This window comes from Secundilactobacillus kimchicus JCM 15530 (assembly GCF_001433995.1).
Classification (GTDB): domain Bacteria; phylum Bacillota; class Bacilli; order Lactobacillales; family Lactobacillaceae; genus Secundilactobacillus; species Secundilactobacillus kimchicus.
In genome coordinates this window covers 422,781-438,769 of sequence record NZ_AZCX01000002.1, presented here as the reverse complement: position 1 = coordinate 438,769, position 15,989 = coordinate 422,781, and the positions used below count along the sequence as shown (strand labels likewise).

General features: G+C 47.1%; 21 protein-coding genes. All 21 read right to left on the bottom strand.

Translation table 11 applies throughout. The annotated features are described in order from the left end of the window. Positions 1-109: 109 nt before the first annotated feature. The 21 genes from FC96_RS04630 to FC96_RS04535 all read right to left on the bottom strand — a co-directional run bounded on the left by FC96_RS04630 (position 110) and on the right by FC96_RS04535 (position 15,907). Positions 110-493, bottom strand: coding sequence for a hypothetical protein (locus tag FC96_RS04630; protein ID WP_056942158.1), 384 nt, complete (start codon positions 491-493; stop codon positions 110-112). A 10-nt stretch (positions 494-503) separates the two neighbouring features. Then, positions 504-1,097: a hypothetical protein gene (locus FC96_RS04625; protein WP_055679853.1), complete on the bottom strand. Its 594-nt coding sequence runs from the start codon at positions 1,095-1,097 to the stop codon at positions 504-506. Positions 1,098-1,107: 10 nt separating this feature from the next. Beyond that, positions 1,108-1,968 (bottom strand): hypothetical protein, encoded by an 861-nt coding sequence (locus FC96_RS04620; RefSeq protein ID WP_056942157.1) that lies wholly within the window; start codon positions 1,966-1,968, stop codon positions 1,108-1,110. Then, complete coding sequence (locus FC96_RS04615; RefSeq protein WP_056942156.1) at positions 1,969-2,586, bottom strand: putative phage tail protein; 618 nt, start codon at positions 2,584-2,586, stop codon at positions 1,969-1,971. It abuts the gene before it with no gap. Continuing rightward, a complete protein-coding gene (locus FC96_RS04610) occupies positions 2,579-3,724 on the bottom strand; it encodes a baseplate J/gp47 family protein (protein ID WP_056942155.1) in 1,146 nt (381 codons plus the stop codon). Before FC96_RS04610 ends, FC96_RS04615 begins: the two co-directional genes overlap by 8 nt. Beyond that, positions 3,711-4,151, bottom strand: coding sequence for a DUF2634 domain-containing protein (locus FC96_RS04605; protein ID WP_055679856.1), 441 nt, complete (start codon positions 4,149-4,151; stop codon positions 3,711-3,713). The genes FC96_RS04610 and FC96_RS04605 overlap by 14 nt, the downstream gene beginning before the upstream one ends. After that, positions 4,144-4,491 carry a DUF2577 domain-containing protein gene (locus FC96_RS04600; protein ID WP_055679857.1) on the bottom strand — a complete coding sequence of 116 codons (348 nt, stop codon included), beginning with the start codon at positions 4,489-4,491 and terminating at the stop codon, positions 4,144-4,146. The genes FC96_RS04605 and FC96_RS04600 overlap by 8 nt, the downstream gene beginning before the upstream one ends. Further along, the gene (locus tag FC96_RS04595; protein WP_056942154.1) at positions 4,491-5,531 is read right to left on the bottom strand and encodes an XkdQ/YqbQ family protein; all 1,041 of its coding nucleotides are present in this window, start codon (positions 5,529-5,531) and stop codon (positions 4,491-4,493) included. The genes FC96_RS04600 and FC96_RS04595 overlap by 1 nt, the downstream gene beginning before the upstream one ends. 2 nt (positions 5,532-5,533) lie before the next feature. Continuing rightward, positions 5,534-6,223, bottom strand: coding sequence for a hypothetical protein (locus tag FC96_RS04590; protein ID WP_056942153.1), 690 nt, complete (start codon positions 6,221-6,223; stop codon positions 5,534-5,536). A gap of 2 nt (positions 6,224-6,225) precedes the next feature. Continuing rightward, entirely contained in the window at positions 6,226-9,231 is a 3,006-nt protein-coding gene (locus FC96_RS04585) for a tape measure protein (protein WP_056942152.1), read from the bottom strand. 240 nt (positions 9,232-9,471) lie between these two features. Continuing rightward, entirely contained in the window at positions 9,472-9,882 is a 411-nt protein-coding gene (locus FC96_RS04580; protein ID WP_056942151.1) for a phage tail assembly chaperone, read from the bottom strand. Positions 9,883-9,904: 22 nt separating this feature from the next. Beyond that, positions 9,905-10,390: a phage tail tube protein gene (locus tag FC96_RS04575; RefSeq protein WP_055679866.1), complete on the bottom strand. Its 486-nt coding sequence runs from the start codon at positions 10,388-10,390 to the stop codon at positions 9,905-9,907. Positions 10,391-10,408: 18 nt separating this feature from the next. After that, on the bottom strand, positions 10,409-11,830 hold the full coding sequence (locus tag FC96_RS04570; RefSeq protein ID WP_056942150.1) for a phage tail sheath family protein: 1,422 nt from the start codon (positions 11,828-11,830) through the stop codon (positions 10,409-10,411). Continuing rightward, positions 11,830-11,985, bottom strand: a complete 156-nt coding sequence (locus tag FC96_RS12845) for a hypothetical protein (protein WP_156403155.1) — start codon at positions 11,983-11,985, stop codon at positions 11,830-11,832. The genes FC96_RS04570 and FC96_RS12845 overlap by 1 nt, the downstream gene beginning before the upstream one ends. Next, complete coding sequence (locus tag FC96_RS04565) at positions 11,975-12,436, bottom strand: phage tail terminator family protein (protein ID WP_056942149.1); 462 nt, start codon at positions 12,434-12,436, stop codon at positions 11,975-11,977. The genes FC96_RS12845 and FC96_RS04565 overlap by 11 nt, the downstream gene beginning before the upstream one ends. Next, positions 12,433-12,825 carry an HK97 gp10 family phage protein gene (locus FC96_RS04560; RefSeq protein WP_056942148.1) on the bottom strand — a complete coding sequence of 131 codons (393 nt, stop codon included), beginning with the start codon at positions 12,823-12,825 and terminating at the stop codon, positions 12,433-12,435. Before FC96_RS04560 ends, FC96_RS04565 begins: the two co-directional genes overlap by 4 nt. Then, positions 12,822-13,205, bottom strand: coding sequence for a hypothetical protein (locus tag FC96_RS04555; RefSeq protein WP_055679871.1), 384 nt, complete (start codon positions 13,203-13,205; stop codon positions 12,822-12,824). Before FC96_RS04555 ends, FC96_RS04560 begins: the two co-directional genes overlap by 4 nt. A gap of 2 nt (positions 13,206-13,207) precedes the next feature. Further along, positions 13,208-13,591, bottom strand: a complete 384-nt coding sequence (locus tag FC96_RS12700) for a head-tail connector protein (protein WP_082593272.1) — start codon at positions 13,589-13,591, stop codon at positions 13,208-13,210. A 13-nt stretch (positions 13,592-13,604) separates the two neighbouring features. After that, positions 13,605-14,312, bottom strand: a complete 708-nt coding sequence (locus FC96_RS04545) for an Ig-like domain-containing protein (protein WP_056942147.1) — start codon at positions 14,310-14,312, stop codon at positions 13,605-13,607. An 82-nt stretch (positions 14,313-14,394) separates the two neighbouring features. Further along, complete coding sequence (locus tag FC96_RS04540) at positions 14,395-15,333, bottom strand: hypothetical protein (RefSeq protein WP_056942146.1); 939 nt, start codon at positions 15,331-15,333, stop codon at positions 14,395-14,397. 22 nt (positions 15,334-15,355) lie between these two features. Continuing rightward, the gene (locus FC96_RS04535) at positions 15,356-15,907 is read right to left on the bottom strand and encodes a phage scaffolding protein (protein ID WP_056942145.1); all 552 of its coding nucleotides are present in this window, start codon (positions 15,905-15,907) and stop codon (positions 15,356-15,358) included. Positions 15,908-15,989: the final 82 nt, after the last annotated feature.

The window sequence follows — 15,989 nt, the reverse complement described above, 5'->3', positions numbered from 1 at the left end:
CAGCTGTTTCTAGTACGGGGGCAGTGTCCTTGTCCGGGAACTCACTATTAAGCTTTGAATCTGGTTTGATATAGTATTTCATTTTGAATCCTCCTTTATTTTCTGGCAATTACTTTAAAACCAATTCGTTATCTAGAGTGTTCCATACTAAAATGTCCTGATTAGCTGTCATCGCAAAATCAAACATCAATTTGTTTCCATCAGTTTTCAAATGAACAACCTGGGCACTATTGCCTATCTCGGTTGCTTTAGTAGCAAACGAGATTTGTTTTTTTGTATCAGCTACGGCAAAAACCGTATCCGCTTTGATTTCCTTACTTAAATGAAAACTACCAATAATTCTGGCGCTGTTATTTTTTGCTGGGTCAAGCATAATGGCCAAGTTACCGCGGTCAACATAAGTCGGGTCTAACGCAACAGAAATAAATTTTTGACTATGCCCACCTCCGACCGGAATCGCATTCCCTTTACCGTCCGCAAAAATTAATCCCATGGTGCACCTCCTAGTAAGCTGTGATTGAATCGATCATGAGCCAAGAATCCCAAGACTTTGGATTCTCTGCGATCATGCTGCTATTGACAGCTGTTGTAAACTCGGGGAATCCTCGAGATACATCCATCATACTGCTTGAAATGACACTAATCGCAGTGTCGCTTGATGGCTTCACGTATAAAATTGGGCCCTTATCAGGAAAACCACTTCCGCGAAGATCTCGCATAGCTTGGCGGCCGTTGACCAGCTGTACTTGGGAGGAGCCATCTAGAGTCACAGAGTAATCGCCCGGTGTTAAGCTCAATGTGACTTGGTCGCCAGGTCCCGTAGCGGCGTTACCAAAATTGTCAATAACCCATGTGTCATTGTAAACAACATGGCTCAGAACCTGGCTCAAATGTATCTTCAACCCGGTCTGTAAATTGCTGAGACGGACACCCAATTCAATTGGCTGGTTCATCACAAGGCGTGAATCCAGTTTGCCGTCTGTACTTTTGACGGTTGTGAATGCCCTAGGCCCTTGCCAAAGAACTTTGCCCGCAGGAACGAAATTTTGAAAAACCTTAATGGCATTACCCTTACCGTCTGCATAATACAGTCCCATAATGCGCCTCCTATTCTTCAGGGAACCAGAAAAATCCTGGCATCGTCGCCGCTTTGGCAGCCGCTACCGCTGTGTCCTCGTCAGCTGATTGATGAGCGCCTAGGTACATGTCGCCCGCATGATTGATCGGGTTTGTCGTACCAAAGTTAACCTGCTCAGTGACTTCACCGGTATCAGGGCTCTTCTTAACGACTTCCGTTTTGTCTGCCAGTTTGTCGAGTGTCTCTTGTCTAACAAAGACCCCCGTCTGCTCCCCGTCCTTGGTCGTGGCCGAGACGGACTTACCATCCTCTGAAAGTGAAACGATTCCCTTTGGCAGCAGTGTTTCCAAGTCATCTTTAAGAACGTACTTGCTTAAATCAATCCCGGCAATGGCATCTTCCACAAACTTAATCGTAGCTAAGCCTGCTGGGTCAAATTGAACTGTTACCTGATCAGTATCACCTACGATGATGTAGATGGTCACCCCAAACGTTAAAGTCACCTTGTCATTAAAATCAGGGATATACTCACCGTGGTCTTTTTCAGCTACGGCAACGGCGTAAAGATACTCTGTATCCTCACCATCTGCTTTAGCCCACAAAGCCAAAGCGTTAAGCGTGTACGACTTTTCCAGATTGATATTGGTAATTTGGACTTGCGTCCCAACAATCCCGTTGTCCTTTTTGCCATCGTCCCGGCCCACAATTGAGCCGGTACCGACTACATCAGGTAAAGCCGTCAGGGCCTTTAAATCAGCTTCTGTCTTGTCGCTCAGGTCAGTGCCTGAAGTCTCAACTTTAGTAATCTCAAACTTAAAGTCGCCATTGGCTGCCTTGGTTGCAAATTCAAGCCCCTTGGCCGTTAAAATTGTATCTTTGTATTTTGCCAACTAATCCCCCTCCTTTGCATTAATAGTAGTTTGAACAGTTGTACCGGCAATCGCCGGGGCCATGACCATGTGCATATCCGAGCTACCACCCCAACTGGTCTTAGCGGGGATTGAAGTCTGTACGTAAGTGGTCATACCCGTCAGGATAGTGAGCTTAATCGCTGTGGACGTCTCGGCGTGGGTCTGGATATCCAGTACCATGTTGGCCGGTACATAGACGTTCAACAGGTACTTTAAGCGGTCAAGCTGCTCTTTTGTCAAAACATCATAGTCGCTAATAGTTGTCAGAACTTGCTTTTGAACGTCTCTCTGTACGTCCGCCGGAATATTGAAGCTCTTGATCAGGTCTTTCAAATACTTGAAAGTGATTGGGTGCGGTGGTAACATCCGCATCTTGATAGCGTAACGACGAGATTCAAGCGACAGACTTAGATCGGTATCAATGTGGAGTTGGGTTTCCATGATTGACAAGCCGTCGCTGTCCGCCTGGTCCACGAAGGTGTTGAGCAGTAACCGAGTGGTGTCAGTCTCAACCTTACTGAAGCCGACTTCCTCAGCCTTTAGTAGGGCAATCATTTCTTGCACGCCATCATAATAAGCTGGCATTAGCTCAAGCATTTAAAACCACCTCACCTATTACTGGTAGCTGACTGGTCTCATCTGTGAACTCCAAAATTAAATCATCCTCAGCACCATTCAAGACCGGCAAAGTGGCGTTCGTCACACCCTCTACTTTCATCATCTCAGCCAATAACTGACTACGGTAAACCGTCATGGAGTAGCCCCGACCAGTCTTAGCGTCCACCGTGTCCCACTTTTCAGATAAAGCTTTGAAATAGTCTGCGATGGCTGCCTTAATCTTTTCGGTTACTGCACCCAGTGTGGTATCGGTGGCCACTTCGACTGTGGAAGTGATATCCACTTTTAAGGCTTCTGGAGCGACCACGGTAACCACATGGTCAATTGGTGCCAGTCCATAGCCCTCACCTTGTGGTGCAGGGTCAATGGTTTCTTGAACTTGCTCAATCAATTCTGAACTGGCAGGTTTCAAGTCATTATCCAAAATCACCAGTTTGACTGTTCCACCGCCTTGCCAAGTCGGATAGACCTGACCGGCGCCAATGGTGGTAATCTTTGCCATCATATCGATGTAGTCAGCCACATTACCGCCATAGGCGATGTAATCGGTGCCCGATAGTAACCGGGACCGCAAATCTTCATCGGTTTCAGTAGCACGGGCCGGAACTGATACTTCAGTCACCTCGGCCCACGATAACGAATCATTCGGCGTGACTGGTAGAATCTGGCCGATGTAGGAGTTTGCACCCACGCCATCAGATTCAGATACCAGTAAGCCCGTCCCGTCCGGTTCCACCTTAACGACGGTATAAAAAATAGGGGCATCGCCCACTTGAGCGAATCTGTCCCCTACTTCTACGTTATTAATTGGCTTACCATCGGAATCAGTCCACTTAGCCGTGACCTGAGCAAAGGTGGCAGCTTGTCGGGCTGTCCCTTTGTCACTTGCGTGCAAGTCCAAGAACTCGTCAGTGGATGTTGGAATCCACACTTGCTTGACCACTTGGGCTCTATCGAGACTACCTTCGGCTAGCATGGTTGCAGCTGGAGCAATGGCATCATAGATAATTGAACCCTCACGTTTGTTGAACTTATCGCTGACCTCATCAAGCATCCGATTCAGCCAGTAATCAAAATCTTGCGATTCATAAATCGCTATTAAGTCATTCGGTGTCACTGTTAATTGCCACCTCACTTTCAACTGGGACAGTGCCATAGATGGTATCGACCGAGGCTGTCACAGTCAAACTAGTCGAATCAGTCTGTCGGATATCATCCACAGTTACTGAGTTAACCCGGTCGTCGGCTAGAAAAGCTTCTTCAAGCATCCGTTCAACTTCGACTTTAGCATAGTCAAAATCCTTGCCGAACAACTCTTGCAAATCATTACCGTACTGATCAGAGTAAATCGGATAAGTGAAACGGTCAGTCTTAGCGATCTTATCGATAGCTTGCACCATAGCTTCACGCTCATCCACATAACCAGCGATGTGGCCGTTGGCAACCTTGTAATCAAGACTGGGCAGAGTTTCCTCCTCAATCTCATCGTCAAAATCATCTTCGACTTCTAGGCCATCGACCTCTTGTAAATCCTCATCATCCATCTACGTCACCTCCCTCAGTTTTTTCAAAAACGTAAAATTGTTGGCCACCGTCCATCCGGATCATAGCCACACCGTCACCAGCCTCAAGCGAATCATCCACAACCACCGCCTCAGTGCGAGTGGTGTCAGAGTCTTGCTTGTAGTCATGGTAGGTATGCTTTTCCTTGTGTTTCTGAACGTAACGGCCTAGTACCAAAAAGGCGTCGGTTAACGTCATTTGGTTACTGATTTGAATCTTTAGGGGGCTGGCACTCACGACCGTGCCAAATACCACATCGGCGTAATCGGAGTCATGCCCGCCCCGCTGTTTCATCATTTCTAGAATACGTTCTCCAGCCATTACAACCTCACCTTCATTTCAAGTTCCGCTGTAATTTCATTAGTCCCAAAAGTCAAAGTTGACTTAGTAATCATCATGTAGTGAGTGCCGACGCCGATATCTTTAAGAGACTTAAATTTGATCGGCCAGTAGTAGCCCGGCGTCATGTACAGACTCCCACGGGTCTTAACGGTGAGGGTGTGTTCCATTTTGCCGGCCTTTTTCAGTTCATCGATGGCCTGCTGCTTCATTTGGGCCGCATTGGCCTTGTCCTTAGCCTTAACAACCTTTTGAAGAACACCATAGCGAGTAACGGAGTTCTTACTTGCAGCTGTTTCAGTAGTCAGTTTGGTGTTTTTAGCATCATCCTTGGTGGAGTCTGCCTTAACTTTGGCTGTGGATGAAGACTGCTGTTTCTTCGTCTTATCACTCCGTACCACCCTGATGGTGTTGACCAAGTTATCGATACTACGGTTGTAGGTGAAGCCCGTAGCGCTAGACTTGTCGCCAATGTAATACTTGGCCTTAGCCCCGGTTTTACGAAGCTCCACCGTACCGTAGTTGTCCCACAAAAAGAAATGGTCATCGGTGGCCTTGTAAGTGTTATTGACTGCTGATTTCAGCATGTCAAAATAACTCTTACTGTCGCAAACCTCTGCTTTCAGTTTGTGCGAACTAGTGGCCACTTTCTTACCCTTAACACCGGCCAACTTGATAATCTTGTCGAACCGTTGGCCAATCGTAGAAACTGGCCAAACTAATGAATCTTGGTTTTTGAAATACCGCAAACTGTCATAGGCAGTGACTGAAAAGTTTTCGGATTCGTCATAGCCATACTTGAAAATAATGCCACGAAAGACCGGCTTCTTGTCCCAGCGGAACCAAACGATATCACCCATACGGGGAATAAAACCTTCGTCAACTTCAGTCAACTTAAATTCAAGTTGGCCGGCGGAGAAATCAATGTCCGTGGTCCACTTGATATCGGTCTGCAAGGCCTGTCGAGCGTCCCATGACTCACCACCCTTGCCGTGTTGGATAAAAAACGATGTCACTGTCATAGCTACACCGCCTTTACAGCACTGGCGCTAACCCATCCACGAGCACCACCGGACAATGTTGTGACGTGGTAAGGATATTTAGCGCCAGGGACAACTAATGAAATCTTTCGTTGAGCGTTACGCTCAGTGACTCCTGGCCCGCTCCCCGTACTGCTACGGTGGAGCACGCCATTCACAACGACTTTAGACCCCCGACCCACCTTTTTCGGTGGAGCCGAGCGTTGCTTGCCTTTCTTGGCAGTTTTCTTCTTTTTTGAAGCCCCAACCTTGATCGCCCGGTGTGGCTTGTACTGAGCAATTTTAATCGTGACGATGTAGTCACCGGCGTAACCTTCCTCCATGCCATATTCAAAGGTGTTTAGCACGCCCTGAAAGTTAACCTTGGTCCCACTGATCACTAATCGGCAAAGGTGCCGTTGGTTTTTGATCCAATTAAACCAAGTCAGGTAACTCTGCCCGTTTTTGGCCAGCTTTTTCTTTGGGGCACTGGTGTAGTGCTCAGCTCGGATATCGGTTGGGATAGTGAATTTCAACTCTAAAGATTGAAGCTTATCTTCGCCTAGTGTTGATATCTCACCAAGTCGGACGACCGTCACTGTCTTGTCATCTCGTTCCGCGGTTAATTTGAATTCGGACGGGTTAAGCGGCAGTGGCCACGTCCGATTTTTGTAATCAGTCAGATAGAAGTTCATCTTTAACCCATCCTTTCATTAACTTTCATTAGGTGATTTTCAAGCGCCCTAGCAATTGCTTCGCCATCTATATCCGCGTCACCAGTGCTAGTAAGACTGATAGCACCTGGTTGAATGTTGATCGTGTTAGAGCTACTCGTTTGAGTTGCTGTGGACGCATTAGTAACAGCACCGGTAGTACCAGGGCCATAACTAAACGGTGAAGTTGTGGGTGTGGCTAGGCTGGTACTACTGGTCATTTGACCATTTACAGCCAGTCCATTACCACCAATGCCACGCATAGCACCAACCACATTATTGACCGCTGCATATGCCCGGTTAAAACCTGCGGCCAACAAATCGCCTGGATTATTACCATTGATTCCGGCGCCGTTTAAAGCAGCGGTTGCCATAGCAGAACCAGCATTGGCAACCAGCGAGTTAGTCGCGCTCATCCCGTTTGCCAACCCTTGGCCCATATAGCCACCAATCTCAGCCATAACCCGTGATGGTGAATGGACCTTAGCGGCAGCTCTTGCAGCACTAGCTGCGGCATTAGCTAAAGCGCTAGCAGCAGCTTGTACAGCACCAATTTGCGAGCGCAACCCTGAAGCCAACCCTGCACCAATCATGACACCTGCTGACCGAGCAGCACCCACACCACTCTTCATACCGTTAGTAGCCGCATCTGCCAGAGCGAGACCTGCAGCAGTGGCACTACCAACACCACCACGCAGTGCGGAGATGAAGCCTTGAACTGCTGATTGCGCGGCAGACTTCAAACTGTTTAAGCCAGCTTTAATAACATCCACAGCAGCAACCATTCCAGTTAAACTGGCAGCAGCTGCAGCTGCGCTTGAGGCAATCGAAGAAACCTGAGTCGCGACTAAGGTAACAGCGGCTGCTAAAAGTAGCATTCCCGCCGCCGCTACCATGGCTGTTGTACCTAGTAGCATTAAGCCCATTGCGGCCATCATAGCCGTCATCATGATCATCATCAGTCCGACCATTGCCATCATAGCACCAACCATCACCATCATTAGTCCGACCATCGCAAGCATTCCACCCACCATGACCATCATTAACCCCATCATTGCCATCATGCCACCGGTCATAACCAAAATTAACCCAACAAACGCCATCATAGCTCCCATCATGACCATCATAAGTCCCATCATCGCCATCATACCGCCGACCATCACCATCATTAATCCGGCAAATGCCATAATCGATCCAGTGAACACCAGGAGCAACCCGACGAAGGCCATCATAGAAGCAGCCATGACCATAAACATACCAGCCGCAAAAACAATAGCTCCCACGGCTGCAATCATTAATCCAGCAGCCAATACAACGAGACTTACACCAAGTAACACGATTCCAACGGTGGCAATCAACGACAACGCACCAAATAGTGCCAACGCCACCCCAAGAACTGCAATGTTGAGTGCGGCCATCAAACCGTATTGAGCGATCAACGGAAGCTGGGTTGTTAACAGTGCCATACCAGCCGTAGCTAAGAAAATCGCAACGCCGATTAGTAACAGGGCCGCACCCATGACCAGTAACCCTGCTGAGCCGGTTAGCAGTGCTGGCCCCAGCAAGGCAACAATAGCAGCCAAAGCGGCAACTGCAACAATCATGCCAAAGAACACCGCAATTGCGGCACCTCCGGCGGAAGCAAGTTGTGTCGAAGCCCGGGCCATTAAGAAGAAGCCTGCACCAGCAAGAGCAATCGCACCACCTACCATGAGTAAAGCGGCGCCTAATTTTAAGAAGCCCAGTGCAGATTTTCCTGCTGCGGTTCCATCAGGGACTTGCACCTTAGGTATTTTAGGGGCTTTCAATCCTTTAAAAACATTAAAAATTCCAGCTATGCCCTTAGCTGCCTTCATCGCCACCATGGCCGCTGCAATCGCAGTAATCCCAATGGCAACAGCATTTAGAGTTCCCGGGCTAAGACTAGCTAAGGCCTTAAGTCCAGCAACCGCACCAGCTAATACTAACCCTGATGTGCCGGCCTTTAGTGCAACAAACGCAACTCCTAAAGCTTTCAGTACTCCTGGATCCATCTTGCCGATATTGCTCATAGCTTGACCAATCAATTTAAAAACTGACGTGATTCCGTTAACCACACCCTGTGCCATTGGCACTAAGGATTTAGTTAAACTTCCGACGTTGATGTTTCCAAGACTATCTGTCAGCTTTGAAACAGCTTTAATGCCAACTTTGCTAACAGCGTCAAAAGCTGGTTGAAGCTTGTTAGCGGCCGTTTCCCGCAAACCGTCCATGGCTTGACCAACTGTCTTGTACTGGGTTGCCATCTTACTAAAGTTAGCATTAGTACCCGTTTTGGCGATAGCGTTAAAGAAGTCTTGCGTCTTGACTTTGCCAGCCTGCACATCCTTAACCAGTTGCCCAGTGGACTTGTGCATGGTCTTAGCGACCATTGCCATACCGGCAGGAGTTTGTTCAAGCATCAACTTGAAGTCCATCCATTGAATTTTAGGCTTAGCAGCGGCTTGTGTGGCTTGTTGACTTAAAGTTTTCATGGCCTGCTGTGGATTACTGGCCGCAGCAGCTAACCCACCAAACCCTTTAACCAGTTTACCGGTGTTTTTAGTTCCAACAGCAGCCAATTGGCTATATGTGGAAGCCATATCAGAAGCCGAGTAAATCGTTTGTTGAGCAAATTTTTGCAACCCTGCACGGGTAGTGGCGATTTGTGAATCGGACTTACCAAGCATACCCATATTACCGTTAAAGGTTTGCCAAGCTCGACTAGATTCATCGAGCTCACCATACATGCTTTTCAATCCGCCACCAATTGCACTAATCCCTTTAGTAATCCCCTGGCCTACCAATGTTCCACCTAAAACTGACTTAAACATTGAACCAGTTTTCCCAGCGTTTCCGGATAGTTGACTCAGGGCTGCCCCTGCACCACCTAGACCAGATTTCAGCTTACCAAGCGTTCCGCTGAAGGCATCCACCAGTTTAATTGTGGCTGAAACTTCCGTACCTGCCATTCCTATCCCCCTTTCTCAGATAATAAAAAAAGCCAGAGGCCTAGTGGCGACGGCCCTTAGCTCTGGCTTTCCTTTCTGCTTCTTTTTGTTGCTTCTTTTCTTCCTTGATTCGAATGTCGATACCAGCAATCACGAGGGCTTTTTCTCGGACCGACAAGTTTAGCCAGTCGGAGGGCAACCAACCAAATTCATTCATGGTGTAGTGATAATACTGAAACTCCGCCCCCTGACCGGCTTGAATTAGTTTTTTACCGCTTTTACATCGCTGTCTACTGATTCCGTAACGCCAGCAAAGTCGGTAACAGTTTTAGTGATTTGGTTGAGTTCCGAGACCTTCAGCATTGCGCGTAAAGTTCCGGCTTCATCTCCCATGGTTCCATATGCTTCTTGTAACTCGGCATCTTGTAAATCTGGTTGGACTACCGATTTTGCTAATAGTAAGTCAACATACAAGTTTTGATCAACTTGCGGTTCAAGCTGCCCCGTTTTGGGATTTTTCACACGTTTAGTGGCACTCTTTTGCAAGGCCTCATTTTCGTCATTGGTAATTTCACGCACAATGAACGGTGATTTGAAACGGGCAAACTTAAGCTCACGTTTTTCGTTTTCTTTTTTAACAATAAAATCTTGAATCGACACTTGATCAGCCATTAAATAGCCCTCCTAATAGTTGTTATTCTTCGAATCCAGTAAAAGGCTCGACTAACTCTACACCTTCAAAAGTAAAGTCAGACTCCCATTGCATCACATCATCATCTGCTTCGAAATCAGCAAATGGCACATCGTCAAGGTTGACGTCAGTAAAGTGGAGCGTTTGCTTGCCGGCCCGCGAAGTAGGGTCTTCGATGGTCATAGTAACTTCAAAGTACAAATCCTTACCGCCTTGAATGTACGGTAAAGCATATTTAACCCAGTTCGAACTGATAACATATCCGCCCAGGGTACCAGTACCTTCCACTGAAGTCGTCTTCTTGTGTTTCCACCGGGAACCGAGCGTTTGCACGTCTTCCTTGTTCTTTTCGAGTTTGGCCGCAAATTGGTTACACTCGATCATTGGCCAAATTTTTCCGTTCATATTGACGAAAACTTTGGCATCCTTGGTTGAAATTGAATCTCGACCATTTAAGAATTGGCCAACTACTGATTGTGATTCATCCATACTTTATATCGCTCCTTCCTAGTTAACCCACAAGGTCATGTACAGTTTTTCCATAGCGTCAACTGGTGTAACTGCCAGGCTAACCAAGATAGAATCCTTGTCATTGCCAGCGTCCACAGTCAGATCAGTTGGATCGAAGTCACGAATAGCGTGAGCGTTTTCTAAACTGCGCAAGTAAGCTACCCGGTTGGCCTTGAACAGGTCGCGACCGGTAGGATCGTTATCAACCTTGCCAATGAAAGTAGTGTGGAAGACTTCGCTAGTATTATTAGCAATCTCATCAAGAGTCCGCACAATCCGGTTTTTACGGAAAGAAGCTGGAGTATCATCGGTGAAAGTGACCAGTGAATTAATATCTTGTTCAATCACAACTGTGCCATCACGGCGGCCGGTGAAGACAATTTCACCGTCATTCAAAGCGTTGATGGTCTGTTCGTTGGATAGCTTCGGATAAGCCCCCACAGCACCAGGGTATTGAGCGTAAGTCAAAGACTCATCAAAATTAGCTGCTGATGAAGCTCCTGCAAAGTAACCAGTGGCGTAAGTCTTTTCGATAATTTCGCCGCTAGCCAGCTTAACGCCATTCGACACTTTAGAAATGCCATAGTTATCATACTTAGAAGCACCTTCCAGTACTGGCACCACAGCCCGAGCTTTGAAGTCGTCTTCCTTGCGTAACCGCTTGACGGCTTGGCCCACAATTTCGTGGATTTCGTTGTCAATTGGGAACCCAGCGGTAGTAACCGTTTGGTAGACTTCTGTTGCTAAAGCTTCGTCTAGCAATTCGGTAATTTCAGCTGCTTCAGTGGTGCCACCAGCCAACTTATAGGTAGAAGAAGCAGCGAGTGCTTCTAGCTTTGCCTTGCCGGCAGTTGCTGAAAAGTCAGCCCCGCCATCAGTAGCGGTCACTTCAGGGGTTGGTTCAGTGTTATCACCAGTAAAAGTAACATCTACATAGGCATTCGATTCCAAACCACGGGCGGTAGTAGTCCGTACTTGTTGTTGATCCACAATCTCAGTGCCATAAATGGTGTTCACAGTGATCAACGTTTCGTCATTAGGGTCTTTTTCGATCGAAACGGTCAGGTCATTCCCTTTAACCCCGGCGTACTTTGCAGTAAAGTTCCAAGGCAAAGTGGCTTCCTCGGCCTTGGCCTTTTCGCCGTCATTGTTGTTGAGGTAAAGCACTGTGAGTGCACCTTTAAGTGTTTCACGCAAAGCCAATAACTTAGGGTCGTTCAGGTCAGTTCCTAATAGCGCTTTAAAGTCACTGTCGGCGTCTAACTCGGTGATGCCCTTAGCACCCCAGCCAAGGTCTTGACTACCGATAAGTAGCGTCCGACCAATTGAGGTGTTCGGCTTGGGTTGTGGTGTGCCCTTGGTGTTGATATAAGCACCAGGTCGCACCTTGTTTTGCTTGTTCCAGTTTCCACCAGCCATTAACGTAGGCCTCCTTTAGTTTCTTTAATGATTTTTTCAGCTTCAACTCTTGAGTAAGTCTTGCCATCCTCCAATTTAAGCGAGAGAATATCTCGCTCAATAGGTTTAAAGCCCTTACTCATTACTAGCGAAGCTTTTGAGAATTTACTCGACATGAGTAGAACCTCCAATACGTTTCATTCGCTCAGGCAGCTCAGGTTCTGGCTTGGCAGTCGGATTGACCGGCTTGAGCGTTTGTTGCTTAGGTGTATCATCCTGCGGATATGCCCAGACCCACACATCAAAAGTGACTGTAAGAGCACCATCCACAGGCTTAAAATTCCGATCACGGATAGTAGCGAAATCTTTCAACTCAAGGAACTGATCCATGAGTTTGAATTTCATTTCGTTCATATCCGAGTTCGGTTTAGCAGGGTCCGGAAAGTAAACCACTTGGTAGCTGTGAGTGCGCTTCTGCCTAGAGAAAAGCTCGGGCTGCACCTGGTCTCCAATCGAAGACACAAAAAATGACGGTTCTTGAAAACCGCCACTCTGTTGTTCCTTATAAATTGGTAGACCTGGGGCAATGGTAGCTAGTAATTGGGCGATTCTAGTAAGAATGTTCATAGCATCCCCTCCAGAACCTTTTGAAATTGTGGTGTGATCAGAGAGCCAAGTTGAGATTCAACAGCTTTTATTGAATCTCTCAGCATAAAATGCCCAGGCACCCAGCCACCACCGCCACGAGTACGGTGACCATTCTCGATGAACGGTGCATATTCAACACCATTGCTAAGTGTAACAGCCATAAGTCCGCCACTCGAAAGCGTCCAGCCTCGGCGAAGTGTACCGGTATCAACTGGAGTCACATTCTCAACAGTTCGTTGAGCCTGTACGCCAACACGTTTCACGCTGGTCTGCATCTCACGCTTGATGGCTTCGGGGTTAGCTTTGGCTTGAACCTTTTGAACCCATGCTTGAAACTCCGCATCACCTACTTCAAAGAAAGCACTCATTTGACTACCTCCTTCGCCTTTTCATCCCTGACCATAGCCACCTCTTGGTGACTGAGATAGCCCGAATATCCCTTGCTGGCGCGCTTGTAGTTTGTGGTACGCCCATTGGCGTCTCTGATCGTAATTTTTGCGCCGGCCGGAATATCAATGCCTACTCTAATCAAAAGTTTGGCGTCATAGTTGTCGGTACCGAAAAACGATTGCTCACTGGCCTTAAGACCTTTAAGCACCACTTTGCATGGTTCGTTTTCGATGATTACGGTATCTTTTCCGTTGGTGAAACCATCGGCATCAACTCCCGGAATAACGCCGTAGATGGTCGCTTTATCAAACCACAGCTTAGAGAGTGGCATGGATCTAAAAGCATCTTCTAGTCCCATAGCTACCACTTCACTTTCCGGAATCCATTGAGCGTGGCGATATAGCTGTCAGTGATTGTATTGACAGCTGCTAACTCCGCATAGACTTGGGCCGGTGACTTGAAAGTGACACTTGTATCACCCTCCGACAGTGAAGCAACGTTTGTGGTCTGTTCGCTTTGGGGAGTGAGCAAGCCATGAGTTGCGATTGTCTGCTGGCACAAAGCTACAATAGTCGGATCTAATTCCTCTGGAAGTTCACTCACAGGAATATGTGTGTAGTTGGCAACGTCTAAAATGACTTTGTTCACCACAAAATTAATGACGGTACCGGAATTATCGGTATCGCTATCGTTAAGGTCTAATACGAGCTTAGTTAAAGTTTCTAATCGTTTGTGTTGCTCCATTGTCAGTCACCTCCTAGCCCGCTGCGGGTGCCGTCACCGTCACTGTGGCAGTACCAGTAACCTTACCGTCTGCTGATGTGCCAGTAATCGTTGCTTCACCGGCCACCACACCAGTGACAGTACCATCCTTCACCGTGGCGATTTTATCGTCACTAGAAGTCCAAGCGACTGTCTTATCAGTAGCATTATCTGGCTCAACCTTTGCGGTTAAAGCGACAGTCTTACCAGCTTCCACACTAGCAGTTGCTGGATCTAAGGTAATCTTAGTCACAGCTACTACCGGTGTTTTGACGGTTACCTTAGTTGTTGCTGATTTACCGCCAACAGTTGCTGTAATATCAGCAGTACCAGCAGCGACAAAGGTCACGGTCCCATCTTTAACAGTCGCAATCTTGTCATCGCTAGATGCCCATACCACCGTCTTATCAGTAGCAGTTTCCGGAGCTACCGTAGCAGTTAAGACAACGGTTTTACCAATGTCGCCGGTTGCAGTCGCTTGACTCATCGTGACACCAGTCACAGCCACCGTCTTAGGGACCACAGTCACTGCTGGGAAATCAAACCGCTTGGACTTAGCACCCTCAGCGTTTACAAGTTCACCGGTAAAAGTACCAGCTGGATATTCTTTAGCTTCTAAATCGACGTGGACTTTTGCACTATCGCCAGTACCAACTTGCTTGTCACCCTGAAAAACATTCAGGGTATATTTTTCATCGGCCAAAATTTAGCCTCCTCTCACTAATATGTTGCACTAAAATCGGCTCCGCCCTCACTGGCTTCTACCTTAACTGTGGTGGGAGCCGCTAGGCTTTTGGGTCGGTTGGTTCCGTAGGAGCGACTTTATCAGCAGTCACGAATTCAATACCAGCCGTCTTAGTCTTGAGTAAGAGCACATCATCATAAGATTGTTCGTAGTACAGATAGTTCCCACTGTTTGAAGCAGTAGGAGCGTCAAAGCCAACAAAGCTATACTTTTGAGGTGCAATCTGAACGCCGTTGTAGATCAAGAACATTTGAATCTGCTTGGCATCATCCACAGCTTTTGAGCCAGTAGTAAAGTCGAAAGCAGTTTGCATCAAGTCAGATGGCACCACGTTGATGTTCACGTCATCTAATGAGTACACAGTCCGAGCGATGTTGCCATTACCTTCAAGTGTCAATTGACGGTTGATAGCTTCAGCACGCTTCAAAATGGCGTTAACCTTTGGAGTTAAGTACAACTCACGGTTATTGCCTGGGATCCGGGCTTCGTCAAAGTTAACCATCATATCATCGAAAGCTTGTAAGATGTTCTTTTCGTCAAGCGTATCGGTGTAGATGCCGCCATCAGCAGCTGCTACCTTTTCTTGATAGAGCTTGCTGTACATTTGACGATCCATTTCTGGCATTTTTTCATCCAGATTAAATTGCTTAGTGATATTAGCGATTGAGATGACCATATTTGATTCGTCAATATCTGATGGGTCAACCAAAGTGCTCCAGTAACGCTCATTGGTCAGCTCATATGAATCCCAGTCGTTGGAATAGTTAGCAGCGACCGGTGTAATGGTCCGACGGGCGCGATCCTTACGACCTTCGTTAATAGTTAATCGGGGTACTTTGATATGCTTAGCGCCATCAAACTTGATAACGCTGTTAGATGGTGAGTTCCACAATTTTTGTGAGAACAGATGACCATCATAAAAGGCTTGTTGAATAGCCTGCTGATAAGCCTCTGCGTAATTTACAGTTGCGTCTGCCATAAATCATTTTCCTTCTTTCGAATTAATTTTTGAAAGCGTCAATCATTGCTTGAGCCGGGTCCGTGTCTTGAGAACCGTCACCACCTTGTGGCTTGTAGTTCCCTTGACTGCCCTCATCAAACAGGTAAGCGTCCGATTGCTTCAGGGCTGATAATTGATCGTCAACGCCCTTTAAATCACCATTATCAGTGAGCTCAATCTTATCCATATCTAACAAGGCTTTAGCGGCTTTGGTGTTACGGACCTTTGCGCCACTTAGAACAGTGTCTAAAGCGCCGTTAAGCTTAGTCTGGTGTAACTGTCCTTGCAGGGCTTCGGTATCGGTCTTGTACTGGTTTTGCAGGTCTTCGAGTTGCTTTGTCAGTTCTTCGGAGTTGCCTGCCTGTTTTTGCAGTGATTTTAGATCCTTATCCCGCCCGGTCAATTGCTCCTTAAGTGATGCGTTTTCGGTCTTTAAAGCCTCCACATCACCTAAGCCTGACTTAGCTTTTTCAATATCAGCGCCATTGGCAGCCATAATTTTGTCCATTTGTTCCTCGGTTAAACCCAAGCCTTTCAATAATTCACGTTTCATATAAAACACTCCTTCTCGCTAGATTTACGTGGGGCGACCACGATCAGGGTAAAACAAAAAGCAGTTTTACGACGTGCTGAGG